The following is a 15,582-nucleotide window of genomic DNA, read 5'->3' on the forward strand; positions in this document are numbered from 1 at the left end:
TTACTTCACCTAGTCAAGAAAGTCTGGGTGTTAAAATTCAGAATGCACAACGTTCCATATAGAGCATAGTCGGTATTTGTGACTCTTATTGAATCAATAATATCATTAATGTAACCTAATATGATTTTAGAAATCTAGGGTATCACACCGGGAATTCGGACATACCCATTTAATCATATCATTTCTATCTCAGTATCCATATCAAGCTCTCTTAGAAAAACTAAAATTCTGTATCTCTCGCTTTCATCGCAAGTGCCAAAGCACCACTAATACCTGAATTTTGTCCTAAACCGGGGGGCACGATAAATTCATCAATAGATGATAAGATTGCCGAATGATGAACATATCCATTCAACATGTCCGTAACCTTTCCTCGAATAAGAGGAATAAGCTTATCCTGCATCATGACTCCACCTCCTAATATGATCTTTTCAGGTGACAAAATTAGCAAATAATTCACAAGAGCCTGCGCTAGATAATACGCTTCCATTTCCCATACTTGTGCTTGATCTTGTAGTTCCACACCCGCTTTTCCCCATCTTTCAGAAATCGCTGGACCTGCAGCAAGACCTTCCAAGCAATCTTTATGGTATGGACAATTTCCTTCATATGGATCTGATGGATGTCTCCGGACAATAATATGTCCCATTTCAGGATGAATTAGTCCGTGGAGTAAGTTTCCTTCAACAATCGCACCAACACCTATCCCAGTTCCTACTGTTATATATATACAGCTATCTACGTCTCTCGCAGCTCCCCATATTTTTTCTCCAAGAGCAGCAGAATTCACATCCGTATCAAATCCAATTGGGATGGGGAAATGCTTTTTCACTTCGCCGAGAATATCAAAATGTCTCCATGCATTCTTAGGAGTCATCGTAATATGGCCATATTGTGGACTTTTTACATCTAAGTCAATAGGCCCGAAAGAACCAATGCCTATAGCTGATAGCGAATCATTCTGAAAAAATTTAACGACTTGTTTTATTGTCTCTTCCGGTGTTGTTGTCGGAATTGAAATTCTCTCTATAATCTGTCCTTGTTCATTACCAATCGCACAAACAAATTTTGTGCCCCCTGCTTCTATCGCACCTAAATACATCGTCTCACAACCTGTCTTTTAACTTATTTTAAATCATGTCATTCCTACTATATATGGTTTATTAATTAAAAAGAAATTTTTATAATTAATGTTGAATTTGAACCAATAAGTCAAAGTTACGTGCAGTTGCTTAGTTTTTAGTGCGATTATATTCGAATCCATCCACCTTTTAAATTGAAGAACAAAATGTAAGGTTCCAAACCAGTACTTCTCCTATATTAAATAATATTTTTTATATACCATATTATTTAATAAACGTTCAAACCTAAATAAGCCACCTAAGCTTTCACTTAAGTAGCATTTTTTAGAAATAAATTGTTATAAATCCTATTTCACAGAATACGACCATTTTTTTTCATTAAATTATTCGGTCACTGACATAATACGATTTACGGTACACATTACTGAAGTTCTTAGATTTATTAGGAGTCTCTCACTTTCTTCAAGTGAATTACCTCTAACACTGAAATAGAATTTAACTTTTGGTTCGGTTCCTGATGGACGCAAGCAGAACCATGATCCATCTTCTAAGTATAATTTCAGGACATTAGATTTCGGGAGAGAAATGTTTGTCGCTTCTCCAGTTAAAAGGTCCATCCGTTTGCTAAATTGATAATCTTCGACTGTCACTACCTTTACTCCTGCAATCTCGTTAGGTGTATTATTGCGGAACTGAACTAAAATATTCGATATCTGTTCTGCTCCATCTTTACCTTTAAGAGTAATAGATTCAAGATCCTCTTGATAGTATCCATACTTTTCAAAAATATTAAGCAGGCCATCATATAACGATTTCCCTTGATTTTTATAATATGCAGCTACTTCTGCAGCGAACACCGCAGATTGAACCGCATCTTTATCACGAACAAAGTCACCTATTAAGTAGCCGTAGCTCTCTTCATAACCGAACTGAAAGGTATACTCACCCGTTTGTTCAAACTCATTGATTTTTTCACCAATATATTTAAAACCGGTTAATGTATCTAAAGTTTTAATACCAAAGTCGGCAGCAATTGTCCGGCCTATTTCTGATGTAACAATCGTTTTTACGACAACTCCATTCTCTGGCAGGATTCCTTTTTCTTTCTTTTGGGATAAAAGATAATGCAGCATCAGTGCGCCCATTTGGTTACCTGATAAAACCGTATACTCGCCTACATTATTTTTCACAGCTACCCCTAAGCGATCTGCATCTGGATCTGTACCTAGCAAAACATCCGCATTCATTTTTAATCCATCACGAATGGCCAATTCAAATGCTGCATGTTCTTCTGGATTCGGTGATTTTACCGTAGAGAAATTCGGGTCAGGAAGTTCCTGTTCTCCCACAACAGCAACATTTCCAAAACCAAATTCCAGAAGTCCATTTCGTACTGGCTTATTCCCTGTACCATGAAGTGGTGTGTAAACAATCTTTAAATCTTGGCCTATTTTCTCAACTAATTCTTTATTCAACTGAATCGTCTTTAGGCTTTCCGTATAGGCGCTATCAATTTTCTCATTAATATAAGTTAGAGTTCCCGATGCAAGTAGCTCTTCTTCGCTTGCCACCTCAATTAACAATTCATCTTCCACACGATCCATATACTGAATAATTAAATCCGCAGCCTGTGGAGTAATTTGGCCGCCATCTTCTCCATATAACTTGATGCCGTTATATTCCGGCGGATTGTGGCTTGCTGTAATAACTACACCTGCGTAAGCATGTAGATGCCGAACAGCATATGAAAGGATTGGTGTTGGTTTCAGTTCATCAAATAAGTACACCGTAATGCCCTGATTACCAACCGTTTTCGCCACTTCAAGAGCAAATTCAGCTGACTTATGACGAGAATCATAAGCAATTACAACACCACGATTCATGACTTTGATTCCTTGTTCAGCAAGATACCCCGCTAAACCAGCAGCAGCTTTCCTAATCGTGTAGATATTCATTCGGTTTGTACCCGGCCCTAATTCACCACGCATACCACCTGTACCAAACTCTACATTTCGATAAAACATTTCCTCCATTAGCTTTTCATTATGTTGAACCGAATGTAATTCTTCCTTTAAATGGCCCTCTAAGTTTTCAAAGTTTAGCCATTTCTCGGCTGTTTTTTTCCATGTCATGGTGTTATTAATCCTCCTGAATATCTTATGGATGTGAAACAATTAGACTCATGTTTCCATTTAACACAAAGTTCTCAATCCGATAAGGTAAAATAAAATGTTGACCTTTATCTATAGGATAAACATGTCGATTCACTTCGAGTGTTCCTTCACCTTCTAGGACACTCACGATCATAAAATGTTGGTCTTGAACAAGTTCTAAACGGCTATGTACCTCCCATTTGTAAACGGTAAAATAACGATCTTCCACAAAGGTAGTAATCGTTGCTTCATCCATTTCCCAAACTTTTGGCTCTACCTTTTTTGCCACGTGAGGGACAGTCATCACAGCAACGGCTTTTTCTAAATGAAGCTCTCTTTTGTCGCCACTTGAACTTGGACGATCATAGTCGTACACTCGATAAGTCGTATCAGAGCTTTGTTGGGTTTCTAACACTAGAGTCCCTTTTCCTAAGGCATGAACTGTTCCACTTGGTACATAAAAAAAATCACCAGGCTTAATTTTTACACGCTGAAGTAGTACATCCCATTGATTATTTTGTATCATGGCAATAAGCTCTGATTTCGTTTGTGCATTATGACCAAATATAATCTCCGCATCTTCTTCGCAATCAATTATATACCAGCACTCTGTTTTTCCCCACTCACCATGTTCAAAGTTCTGTGCAAATGAATCATCCGGATGAACTTGAACGGATAAATCATAATTAGCATCTAAAATTTTTGTAAGCAATGGAAATCGATCACTTTTGTAGAAACCGAACAAATCAGGAGAATTGTCCCATAATTCACTCAACGTCTTTCCAAAGTACTCACCTGATACAACAATACTTTCACCATGTTTGTGACCGGAAATAGCCCAACATTCTCCTGTTTGTTCTGAAGGTATATCATAGTGGTATACATTCTTTAGCCTTGTCCCTCCCCATATCCGTTCATGAAATGAAGGACTAAGGAAAATTGGTTCATTCATCGATATATCGCCTCTTCTAAAATCTTAATTATTTTTCTAGCAATCTTTTCTACTTCATTTTCAAACTGAAAATTGGGCTTTGAATATTTTTGTCTTCTTACTTCTTCCATGTATCCATCGGTAATGGTAAAACTCTTAAAATGTTCCCAATCCATGGTTTGACAAAGGTTTCGTTCTTTTAAATAACGAATTGTATGTTGGTCTTCTGTCATGTTAGGGCGATTTATGAGTAAAAGAGAAGTGTTTTCAACAACTGCTTCACTAACTGTTCCCCAGCCAGCTTTTGTTATTGCGAGATCTGCAGCTGCGATAAAGTTTTGTGAATCCGTATAATCTAATGGAATTTTATACACATTTTCTTTTTCGATATCCATATTCGATGAAATAATGAATACACAGTTAGAATTATTCCATATTGGATGATTTTTAAGGTCTACCCCATTTATTTTCATACCTAGTCCGAAGAAAATGATAATTTTATCTCTATGAGGGTCCAACCTTTTTATGATTCTATTAACTTCATCCCTATCAATGGTTCTCGAGAAGAAATTAAATTGACATGCTCCAGAGTTTCCCCACTTTTCCTCTTGTCCTCCTGCTAAAGAAAAGAAATAAGTCATTTTCTCATATGCCTCTTTATACTTGTGTAACTTACCTTGCTCAATTAATCCTTTATATGCGGTGTACCATGTAAAGTTGGATATTCCAAGAGAAGGTATGCATAAACGATTAGCAGCTTCGAAGGCTAGAGGGGATATGTCTGATATAACTAAACTAATATTTTCTTTATACAGAAATATAATTTCTTCTTCTACCTTAGTGGGCCAACTCATCATGAATTCATCAAACTCCATATTGAGCTTAGACGAATCAGGTTCAATCGAATTCTCTTTCAAAAAGAAGCCAATATCTGTTTCTACATGCCGAAATTCAACTCGATTATCCTGTATCAATCGTAATGATGATTGTAAAAGGTCCATTGCAAAGGAATGACAAATAATAATGTGGATATCATTGGCTTGTAATAAGAGCTTGCGAATAATGGCTACACTCCTAGAAGCATGTCCAAAACCATAATCAGAAATATAATAAGCTATCTTTTTCGTTTCATTCACACCATTTCAATAAGAAAGTCCAAGGGTGAGAGCAAAAATAAATATCTCTCGACCCCCATTTTATATCTTTATCATAAAATCACTTTAGCTTTTGATTGCTGAAAATGAACCAAAACATCTTCCCATTTATAATATAATCTAAAGAAGTCTTCGTCGCTAATCCCTATTCCTGTTTGTACTTCAATAAATTCTAATTCCGAAAGCGCCCTAATGCCATGTTTTTTCCCTGCTGGAAGGTGAATGATGTCGCCAGCTTTAACACGAGAAATACTTTCTTCTAAGGCAAGGTCGCCTTCACCGCGTACTATTGTCCATACTTCATCCCGAAGGTTATGATAATGATAACTGGAATTTTTTCCTTCATGAATACAAATGCGCTTTGTAACCATTTCCTGACCACTGTCATATTTAGCATAGTCTAGTACACGCGACCAACCCCATATACGCTCTTCATACATTGGCGGTTGATCAAACCCTTTAATTAAGTCTTTAATTTTTGGGCTGGAGGCTTTATCAGCAACAAGTATACCATCCGGGCTTGCAGCTACCACAAGATCTTTAGCACCTATTACGGTTACAGGGATATCCAGCTCATTTACTAAATGTGTATTAACTGAGCTCTCATCCATAATACCTTTTCCGATTTGGGTAGTTGCCATTTCTTCGGTGAGGGTATTCCATGTACCTAGGTCCTTCCAATAGCCTTCATAAGGTAGTGACACAATATCGTTAGCTTTCTCTACTACTTCAAAATCAAAGCTGATTTTGGGCAGGTCCTTATACTGAAGGGACAGTTCTTCAAAATCAAGCGGTAATTTTTTAGTATTAAGAATATTAATCATATATTTTAATTGGAATGCAAAAACACCACAATTCCAGAGAGCATTCATGTTAATAAGTGTCTGTGCTTTCTCTTCACTTGGCTTTTCCGTAAAATGATTCACGGTAAAATATGAATCTCCACCTACAGTATCTTCCGGAACAATGTATCCATATTTAGAAGAGGGATAAGTAGGTTTAACACCAACTAATGCTAGGTCTGCTTCAGAATCTAGTAAAACACTCTCTAATTCTTTTACTTTTTCAAAAAAGCTATCATCAACATAAGGATCAACCGGTAAGACCACTACCACTTCATCTTCTGAAACATTTTCAATTGAGTAGAGATAAGATGCAGCTAACGCAATCGCAGGGAATGTATCACGACGTTCAGGCTCGATGATTAGAGGCACATTCATCCCAATCTGGGTATGAATCATATCTCTTTGCATCTTTGAAGTGGCAATAATAGAGGAATCAGCCAATCCCACTGTTTCCAACTGTCCCCATACACGCTGAACCATTGATTGCTTTTCTTCATTATTACTTTCTAATACTTTTAAAAACTGTTTTGACCTTGTATCGTTTGATAATGGCCATAGCCGTTTACCTGAACCACCGGAAAGTAAAACTAGTTTCATAAATATTCCTCCAAAAAAATAGCCCCCTTGGGACCTGATATGAATTTATATGGATAATAGTGCTGATTGAAGATTATATACTATTTTTCACACTGGACCTTACTCAATAATATTTTCGTAAAAGTAAAACTTGTACGAAGCAGAATTTCCAACGGACAATGAAATCCACCAGGAATTTATATTGAAATATCAAAAAGAAATTCCCCTTTAAACACCGGATGTTTAATCCTAAATTGCACACATAACCTTTCAAACGTTGGAGTATGGATATATTCAATTTTATTAATGATATGAAAGAATATTATTCGGCCCATGAGATGCAGTTATAATTATATTTTTTGCATGAGTCTCCTACCCCAAGATTAATGATGTAAAAGTGCATAAACCTAAAAGATGCTAATAAATCTCAGTTTTAAAATCAAAAGTATAGACCTCTAATATCAATTGATACAAGTTCTGTCTCCAATTGGTATTAGACTAATGAAACTTCAAAACTACTAATTGTTTCTCTGCCAACCGAATCATAAATGATATTCGCTTTTCTCGCACTTGTCAGATCATAGCAGTTTCTCCCATCAAGGACGATTGGCGTTTTCATAAGCTTAGTGTATTTTGACAAATCGAAACTTTTTACTTCATCCCATTCTGTAAAGATAAAACATACGTCAGCATCCATAATGGTACCTTCAATGGTGTTACAATAAGTAATTTCATCAGGGTACTTTTTCTTGAAATTCTCTACGCCAACAGGGTCCCACGCTTTAACATTCGCTCCATCTTCAATCATTATGGGAACATTCACAAGAGAAGGGGCTTCTCTTAAATCATCTGTTCCAGGCTTGAAAGTTAAACCTAGGACAGCTACATTTAAACCATTAAAACTTTCAAAATACTTTCTTGATTTCTTTATTAATTTTAGCTTTTGATTTTCATTTACATCTATCGCTGCCTTAACTGTTTTTAACTCATTATCATGGAAATTTGCCAGCCAATGTAATGCTTTTGTATCTTTTGGAAAACAAGATCCACCGTAACCAATTCCTGCATTTAAGAAACGATCCCCAATTCGTTTATCAAAACCCATTCCAAGAGTAACATCTTCTATATCTGCTCCAATAATTTCACAAAGGTTCGCTATTTCATTAATGAATGATATTTTCAGAGCAAGAAAATCATTGGATGCATACTTAATCATCTCAGCACTTTTCCTATTCGTAACTACAACTGGTGCATTAAAATCTTTATATACCTCTTTTAAAACTTCACCTGCATATGATTCTTCGACACCTAAAACAATTCTTGAAGCATACAGTGTATCCCTTACTGCTGTTCCTTGTGACAAAAACTCAGGATTAGAGGCAACATATACATTTACATCATGTACCAATCTAGATTTAATCAAATCTTCAATCTTATCATTTGTACCTATTGGTACCGTTGATTTAACAACAACGACACAATCATTCTCTATACTTTCAGCAATTTGCTGAGCTACTCTATAAACAAAACTTAAATTTGCCGAACCATCCTGTTTTTCGGGTGTTCCAACACCTATAAAAATAACATTTGCATCTTTATAAGCTTCTTTATAATCTGTTGTAAAATTCAATCGCTCCATATTATTAACCAATAATTCTTCCAGGCCTGGTTCATAAATAGGGGAAATCCCCTCTCTCATTAAGTCTACTTTTTTATCATCTATATCTACACAAGTTACAGGATGCATTTTTTCTGCCAGACAAACCCCGGTTACTAAGCCAACATACCCAGTTCCAGCTACTGCAATTTTCATTTTTTGTCCCACCTTCACCTAAATTTATTAATTCTTTTGCTTATTAATATCCCATGTACTTGGAAGCATAATAATCACAATATTATTTATATAAATTTACTTTCGTCCTAGTATCAGCGCAGCTTGCTTTAAAATATCGTTCTCCATTTATTACTATCTCAGTACCTTACCAGGCATTACTAGTTCTCTTTCTTCTGGTGTTCGGTTATCAGCTTCTTTGAAATAACCGGAGGTTTTTATTGAAAGAACTACTTATCCAGAGAGGATGGTGTCAATTCATACTCACGAATGCTTCTTGGTTTACTTCACATACAACTGTACCATTTGGCTTTCTTCGCTCTTTTTAGTCATCGTATAATTACTAAACTAGTTTCTGTAGTCTACTTGACGTTAAATTTTCTGGCTAGATAAGTGTAGCCGTTTATTCAATATAAAATGTTGAGTAGAAGTTTTTTTTCTTAAAGTATTACAACATTCATAATTTGAAATAAAATATGTTAATTTTAACAATCTTAAACTCAGAAGCCATAAAAGGAGGGAAAGAACCAAAGTTCTATCCCTACGCTTAATAAAATAACTAATCAAATGTATAAAGAATTCTTAATATTGCCAAATCCTATTGTAACCTACCTCTCACATTCTATTAAAATTTTATGCTTAAAATTCATTCCATGTAGTTAAAAGCATGACATATTGTTCACTACCTGCCGAAAAGAAGCATGAAGTTATCTTCTATAAGTCAATTTTTTAATAAGAGATGAGACTAAGGATTTGTTTATAAAAAAGAAATAAGTAAGGCCAATTATAATTAATGTAAATTGTAATGCAATATTACCAAGATAAAAAACAATTAGACTTACGATTAAAAGTAAACTTGAAATCATTAACAATCCAAATTCTACTTTAATTGAAAAGAATTTTTTTGACCTAATAACTCTTATAATTAATAAAACAAAATAGCTTAAAACAAATGCTATAGATACACCTAAGATACTATATTTAGGTACCAGTAAATAAGTAAAAAACACATTTGTGGCCATTGCAATAAATGTAGATACCATAATACCTTTAGTCTGTTTTGCACTTTCAAATCCTGAACCATAAAAAGTTGACATTATATTGAATAAAGCTCCTATCAATAATATTGGTATATAAAGATATGATTCTTCAAAAGATTCCCCCAACAAAAAAGGAGATACGATATTTATAAACGGAATTAAAACAATTATTATTGGTAAAATAAATTTTAACATCCCATTATAAATACTACTGTAATATCTATCTCTATCAGCTTTATCATATTCAACAAATGAGTTTTCCTGCCATGCTAAATTAAATACTGAATAAAGGGTTGTTATTAATCCAGGAAATTTATTTGCTACTGCATAAATCCCTACTGAATCTGGACCATGTGTGCTGTTTAAAAAAATCCTCCCAAATCCCATTAACACCCACCAACAAATTGCATCTGGAATTAAAGGTATAGAATACTTTAACATTTCAAATAATTTTATTTTGTTAATTGAATGGAAAGAAATATATTTCTTAATATCAGTTTTTATTATTATCATTAAAATGATAATAATAAAACTTATAATAGGAGAGAGCAATAAAGCTATACTTTTCAGCCCTAACCCCACTATAAATAATATATTAGCAGATAACTGAACAGCAGTTCCAATAGTACCAGATATTGTGAAGATTACGTTTTCCCTTAAGCCTCTTAATAGTTGTTGTAAAATCTGAACTAAACTATTTAATAGAACATAAATAAGAACATATATACCATATTCATAACCAGTGATTAACCAAAATATAGTATATAAAAAAACAAAAATAATCATACCTAACATATGGATAAAAAAGCTGTTACTTACAATTTCCTTTTTTTTCAATACATTCTCAGTTTCAAACAAAAACCTTACTCCAGCAAATGAGATTTGTAATGTAAATAAGGGTATTAAAATAGATGTGTAGGTAAAAATTAAATCAACTTCCCCATAGTCCTTAGGTGATAAATAAGTTGTATAAACTGGTAACAAAAAAAAACCTAATAATCTAGATGATAAATTACCAATAAAATACAAAAAAGTATTGAATGCCAGTCTTTTATTTCGATTCAATTTTACCATTTCCTTAACTTTTATAAATAACTTAAAAAATAATTCCACATATTATAAATCTAAAATCTTTTAAAAGTTTAAATCATAATTATTAAATAATAACAATATTAGTAAATTCCCCATAGTTTAAAGTATATATTACACCTCAATTTACAAATTTATAAGTCATCTTTCTTATTTTTCGAGACCTTATACATCTTCCACTGTTTGATAGCTATAGTTTTACTACAAGGTCCATCCATAATATTTAGACTCTGATTATTATTTATAAGTTCAGTACAAAAATCTATTAGCCTTGATGATGCATTCTCTGCATTCCAAACATTCACTATAGTGTTATGGGCTTCTTCCCCTATTCGTTTAGTTTCGTCTTGATTTTTTAACAGGCGATCTAAAATTTTTGTAATCCCCTTGATATCTCCACTTTTATAAATAATTCCATTTTTCCCGTGTTCAATCATAAAAGGCGTTGCCCCTGCCGCATGGCTCGCGATAACAGTGCACCCACTGTTCATTGCTTCATTTAGGACTGCTCCCCAACCTTCATTATAATCACTAGTAAACAAAAAAATATTCGATATTTCCATATATCCCCTTACTTCTTCAGGGGACATAGCTGATAAAACCGTTACATTTGATTCCAATTTATTTATTTTTATCAAGCTCTCCAATTTTGCCTTCATTGGCCCTGTACCAATCAAACTAAGATGATAATTTTTTACTGATAATTGTGCTACTGCTTTTATTGCATCTTCAGGATGTTTCCAATCTATATATCGTCCAACCCACAAAATTCTTATGACATCGTGTTGCTTTTTTGCCATTAAATCTTTCACATTATATTGTATAGTTTTAGGGAAATATCCCCATTTTAACATCTTATTCTTGTATAATCCGTATAAAGAAAAATCGAACGCGGTATATGCACTGGCACATAACAAATATTCATTAGGATTAAAATTAGCTTTGTATAGTTCATGCATTACCTTTTTTCGTTTACTCGAAAAAAACTGCAATAGGGATTTTTTCAATAATCGTTCACTATATCGAAACGTTATCTTGCAATTTTTATTTCTTTCCGCAATATAAAAAAGTGGCTTTTTGCATGCACCAATAATTACTACATCCGCCATGTTTGCCAATTTACGCGAATATTCTTTTTTTATAGTTGATCTACTTACATCTATGAGATACTTTCTGTTAAAATCTTGATGCCACCCCATATTTAAACGTTCTTCTTCAATAGGTTCTGTCTGAATAAAGTAATAATTTCCTTCTCCCAAAATGTTATATAAAGCATCCGACATTGGAAGTTGATGATGATTCATATAGTTTGATATAAATATTATTCGCATATAAAATTATCATCCTTTATCATTTATTACTAAATTCAATGATTGATATATATCAAATAGGTCTTTTAAATTTTTTTCTCGGTTGTGCGTTATATGTGCATGTTTTCTACTAAATCTTGATAACTCTTTTGCCATTTCATCATCTTTAAAAATTTCGCAGATATAATATGCTAACATATAAGGTTCGTCAAACGGATATACCAATCCCTCTACATTATGCTGCAGCATAGTTTTAACACCACCAACATCTGAAGTTACAGTAGGAACACCTAGCAGCATAGCTTCACCCACCGAATTTGGAGAGTTTTCTATAGATGACGCAGAAACAAATACATTGGCATTCAAATACTGCTGACACATCTCCTCTTCACTTAATGTTCCTAGAAAAGTAATGTTGTCTGTCAGTTCATATTCTTTTATCAATTTTCTAATATAAAAATCGTAGGTTGAAAAACGAAACTTTTCCTTTTTATTATTTGTTAACCGGTCTTTCCCTGTCACATAAATATGAACATCCGGATAGAACTTCTTAACTTGTTGGGCAGACTTCAAAATCATATGAAGACCTTTAATCGGATATTGACTCTGACTTACAAAAATTGAATGTTTTCGACACTTTTCTAATTCCCATTTATGCAAATAAAAAGAATTACGTAAAGATTCATTACAAAAATGATAATTAGCTGTTGGATTAATTAAATAAGTACATGCTCGATCCCAGTCGGTACGTCCAATGATATGTTTGATTTTCTTCAACGCAATAACTTCAAATTTTCCACGCTCAACGAAATGCATTTGCTCAACTTTGAGATTTTTCCTCTGTAACAACTCTTTAAACGTATACTTTCTGTAAATCTTCTCTGGAATATTGGCAAAATAGTGGTCAGCATAAACCGAGACAAGTCCCTGAATCGATATTACTGTTTTATCAAGTAGTTTATTTTTTTCGCTGGCAGTCACCGCATGAAATGTATGTGTATATTCGGTTCCCCAAATATGGACTACATCAGGACGAAATGATCTATAAATTTCAGAAAATTGTTCTTCTAATTCATATGAATATTGTGCAGAAAATTTGTCACAGGGTATTCCATAATAATGATAGTTCCCGACCTTTCCTGATTGCATTTTTTTTCCTGCATCTATGGGGAAAGCAATGCATAATTCCATATTTTCTTCTTTCACTATATCTTCACTCAATCCTACCAGCCATCCACCACCATAACTGATTGGCATATTCATAGCTTGACTAATAGTAGGAATAGCTACATTTGTTATCCACAGTATTCTCATATCTTCACTTCTTTACTTAAAGTCAGTTGTTATATTATTTTACATAGAAAATTACTTATTTTAATTACATCTCTTAATAAATTTCGCCGGATTTCCCGCCCATATTTCCCCATCGGGTATAGATTTTGTCACAACACTACCGGCTCCTACTATACTTTTTTCTCCGATAGTTACACCTTTTAGTATAATAGAGTGAGCTCCAATAAATGCACCTTTTTTAATAAGAATAGGCTTGACAGCTCCTATATCCTGTACATTATTTACTCTTGATTCATAACCTAAAGCATGGAAATCCGTATCATAGATCTTCACGTTACCACCTATTTTGACATTATCTTCAACTGTTACACTCTTTCTGCAAACAATCGCACAATTGGACATACCAACATTATTACCTAAATTAATTTTTGCATCACCATAAGCAGCTAACATTGTAAAGGTCATTCCACCGATAGGATTTGATGATTCTGATGAATTAATCCTTACATCCGTTCCCATCTGTATAGTTCCATTTCCATGAATTTTAGTGATCCCGTTTATACGTGGAAAAGCAACATAACTAACTTTTTTTCGTTTAAATATAATACGATTCCACATCATACAGTAGATATTTATTAAATAAATAAGTATATTTTTCATATGCCCCGTTCCCTTGTCTCAAATATTCACACAGATCTTGAGTCTAAAAATAATAAAAAAGATAAATTCAGCAATTACTAGTTTAATTACAGGAAAAGAACACTAAGTTATAATTAAAATTGAATAGAATCCAGTATGCTACCAAATTAAACACATTCATATATTTCTATTCGAAATTCCTACTTTTTATTAATAGTCCTGTTGTTATTCCATTAGTAAAACAATATGCAAAAAAGCTTAAAGGTCGCCCTTCCATTACAGGTTCAAATATAAATGATAAAAAAAATAAAAATTGAATTGAAAAAAGCAAGCACTTAATGTTACTAGTAAACCTATCACTTCTCAATAGTTTAAATAATATTTTAATAGTCGAAATCATATAAATAATCAATATAAAGAAGGGAATTACACCAGCTACTCTATAAACATCTAAGAAAAAATTATGTGCTAAAAAAATGGTAGTTGGCATATTTCCAAATATAAACGACGGCATATTTACAATGACATCATACCATTGATCCCATCGTCCGTCATTTTCAAATGTAAGTTGGCTATTATCTTCTATCCTATTAAATAAATTTGTGGATTCATACCATGACAAAACTGATGAATAATTAGCTACTACCAAAACTAAGATTAAAAGTAAATATGTAACGTAAGTCATTGTTCTTCTTCGTCGGACCTTAGGTGGCAAACGATTGACAATAATGTCAAAAATGAAAACAACTATCATTACTAGTGCAGCTAAAACAAGATTAGTTCTTGATGAAGTTTCAATAGATATAAAACAAACAAAAAGTACAGCTAACACCATTCCAACTTTTAACAATTTTTTCTTTTCATAAAATATAGCATAATATATCAAGGCAACTACAATAACAAATGAGCTGTTAAAATTCGTAGGATGAAGGGCTTCATGCGACCAAAAATCATAAACAAACCGTTGAAGTTTAATTTCTTCACTTAGATTCATAAAACCAAAAACATAACTCAGTATTCCATGTAATATAAACCCAAGAGTTAATATCAAAATAGCTATAGAGCCTTTAGTCTCTGCTTTTACAATATTAATATCACTGCTATTTGGTTTTATAAGATATATTCCAGCAAGATAAGCACCCATGGGAGACAATGCGTAATAACTTATACTGCGAAGCACTGACCCTCCATAAATCATAAAAAAGGTGGAATACGATAATAGGAAAATCGCAAGTGTAATAAATTGCCAATATAATTTGATATTTTTTGAACGTTGGCCCATCGCAATAAGTGTTACAAAGAATAGCATCACGGACCAATAATGGCTAACTTTAAATACTTCAAATGAAGTTAGAAATAAGAAAATTAATATTAATTTATCATTTACAGTAAATTTATTAGGTGTCATTTGAAGTTTCCTTTATTCTCCATTAGAGTGGTAAAATCTTGTTTTAGCAAATTCAATAATTGAATAACTATTTCTTTAGATGGATAAGGAAGGTATTTTTTCTTAGTGATAGAACCGATTCCCAACTTGCTCCTTAAGCGCATAACACGCTTTAGTCTAAGACTAAACCCTTTTGTTAATAAGATCTCATGTTTCTTGGGAGCACCATAGAGCCACTTGCTTACTAGGTGA

Annotated in this window: 11 protein-coding genes; all 11 read right to left on the minus strand. The window is 33.4% G+C overall.

Features of this window, described 5'->3' with window-relative positions; genetic code table 11:
• Positions 1-220 precede the first annotated feature (220 nt).
• The gene (locus AC1DIV_RS16430) at positions 221-1,102 is read right to left on the minus strand and encodes an ROK family protein (RefSeq protein ID WP_477576877.1); all 882 of its coding nucleotides are present in this window, start codon (positions 1,100-1,102) and stop codon (positions 221-223) included.
• A 363-nt stretch (positions 1,103-1,465) separates the two neighbouring features.
• Positions 1,466-3,214, minus strand: coding sequence for a phospho-sugar mutase (locus AC1DIV_RS16435; protein WP_340877065.1), 1,749 nt, complete (start codon positions 3,212-3,214; stop codon positions 1,466-1,468).
• A gap of 25 nt (positions 3,215-3,239) precedes the next feature.
• Positions 3,240-4,187 (minus strand): mannose-6-phosphate isomerase, class I, encoded by a 948-nt coding sequence (gene manA / locus AC1DIV_RS16440; RefSeq protein ID WP_477576879.1) that lies wholly within the window; start codon positions 4,185-4,187, stop codon positions 3,240-3,242.
• A complete protein-coding gene (locus tag AC1DIV_RS16445) occupies positions 4,184-5,302 on the minus strand; it encodes a hypothetical protein (RefSeq protein WP_477576881.1) in 1,119 nt (372 codons plus the stop codon). Before AC1DIV_RS16445 ends, manA begins: the two co-directional genes overlap by 4 nt.
• 71 nt (positions 5,303-5,373) lie before the next feature.
• Entirely contained in the window at positions 5,374-6,762 is a 1,389-nt protein-coding gene (locus AC1DIV_RS16450) for a sugar phosphate nucleotidyltransferase (RefSeq protein ID WP_477576883.1), read from the minus strand.
• Between the two features lie 472 nt (positions 6,763-7,234).
• Complete coding sequence (locus AC1DIV_RS16455; protein ID WP_477576884.1) at positions 7,235-8,554, minus strand: UDP-glucose dehydrogenase family protein; 1,320 nt, start codon at positions 8,552-8,554, stop codon at positions 7,235-7,237.
• A 725-nt stretch (positions 8,555-9,279) separates the two neighbouring features.
• Positions 9,280-10,677: a lipopolysaccharide biosynthesis protein gene (locus tag AC1DIV_RS16460; protein WP_477576886.1), complete on the minus strand. Its 1,398-nt coding sequence runs from the start codon at positions 10,675-10,677 to the stop codon at positions 9,280-9,282.
• 158 nt (positions 10,678-10,835) lie between these two features.
• Complete coding sequence (locus AC1DIV_RS16465) at positions 10,836-12,032, minus strand: glycosyltransferase family 4 protein (RefSeq protein WP_477576888.1); 1,197 nt, start codon at positions 12,030-12,032, stop codon at positions 10,836-10,838.
• A gap of 9 nt (positions 12,033-12,041) precedes the next feature.
• Positions 12,042-13,325 carry a glycosyltransferase family 4 protein gene (locus AC1DIV_RS16470; RefSeq protein WP_477576890.1) on the minus strand — a complete coding sequence of 428 codons (1,284 nt, stop codon included), beginning with the start codon at positions 13,323-13,325 and terminating at the stop codon, positions 12,042-12,044.
• A gap of 60 nt (positions 13,326-13,385) precedes the next feature.
• Positions 13,386-13,964 carry an acyltransferase gene (locus AC1DIV_RS16475; RefSeq protein ID WP_477576892.1) on the minus strand — a complete coding sequence of 193 codons (579 nt, stop codon included), beginning with the start codon at positions 13,962-13,964 and terminating at the stop codon, positions 13,386-13,388.
• Between the two features lie 166 nt (positions 13,965-14,130).
• Positions 14,131-15,351 carry a hypothetical protein gene (locus AC1DIV_RS16480; protein ID WP_477576894.1) on the minus strand — a complete coding sequence of 407 codons (1,221 nt, stop codon included), beginning with the start codon at positions 15,349-15,351 and terminating at the stop codon, positions 14,131-14,133.
• Positions 15,352-15,582: the final 231 nt, after the last annotated feature.

It is taken from the genome of Peribacillus sp. 05N428 (genome assembly GCF_056397085.1).

What these genes read in the sequence shown, in the direction of transcription:
- AC1DIV_RS16430 (WP_477576877.1), bottom strand. Translation starts at nt 1,102, where the DNA reads ATGTATTTAGGTGCGATAGAAGCAGGGGGCACAAAATTTGTTTGTGCG.
- AC1DIV_RS16435 (WP_340877065.1), bottom strand. Translation starts at nt 3,214, where the DNA reads ATGACATGGAAAAAAACAGCCGAGAAATGGCTAAACTTTGAAAACTTA.
- manA (WP_477576879.1), bottom strand. Translation starts at nt 4,187, where the DNA reads ATGAATGAACCAATTTTCCTTAGTCCTTCATTTCATGAACGGATATGG.
- AC1DIV_RS16450 (WP_477576883.1), bottom strand. Translation starts at nt 6,762, where the DNA reads ATGAAACTAGTTTTACTTTCCGGTGGTTCAGGTAAACGGCTATGGCCA.
- AC1DIV_RS16455 (WP_477576884.1), bottom strand. Translation starts at nt 8,554, where the DNA reads ATGAAAATTGCAGTAGCTGGAACTGGGTATGTTGGCTTAGTAACCGGG.
- AC1DIV_RS16465 (WP_477576888.1), bottom strand. Translation starts at nt 12,032, where the DNA reads ATGCGAATAATATTTATATCAAACTATATGAATCATCATCAACTTCCA.
- AC1DIV_RS16470 (WP_477576890.1), bottom strand. Translation starts at nt 13,325, where the DNA reads ATGAGAATACTGTGGATAACAAATGTAGCTATTCCTACTATTAGTCAA.
- AC1DIV_RS16475 (WP_477576892.1), bottom strand. Translation starts at nt 13,964, where the DNA reads ATGAAAAATATACTTATTTATTTAATAAATATCTACTGTATGATGTGG.
- AC1DIV_RS16480 (WP_477576894.1), bottom strand. Translation starts at nt 15,351, where the DNA reads ATGACACCTAATAAATTTACTGTAAATGATAAATTAATATTAATTTTC.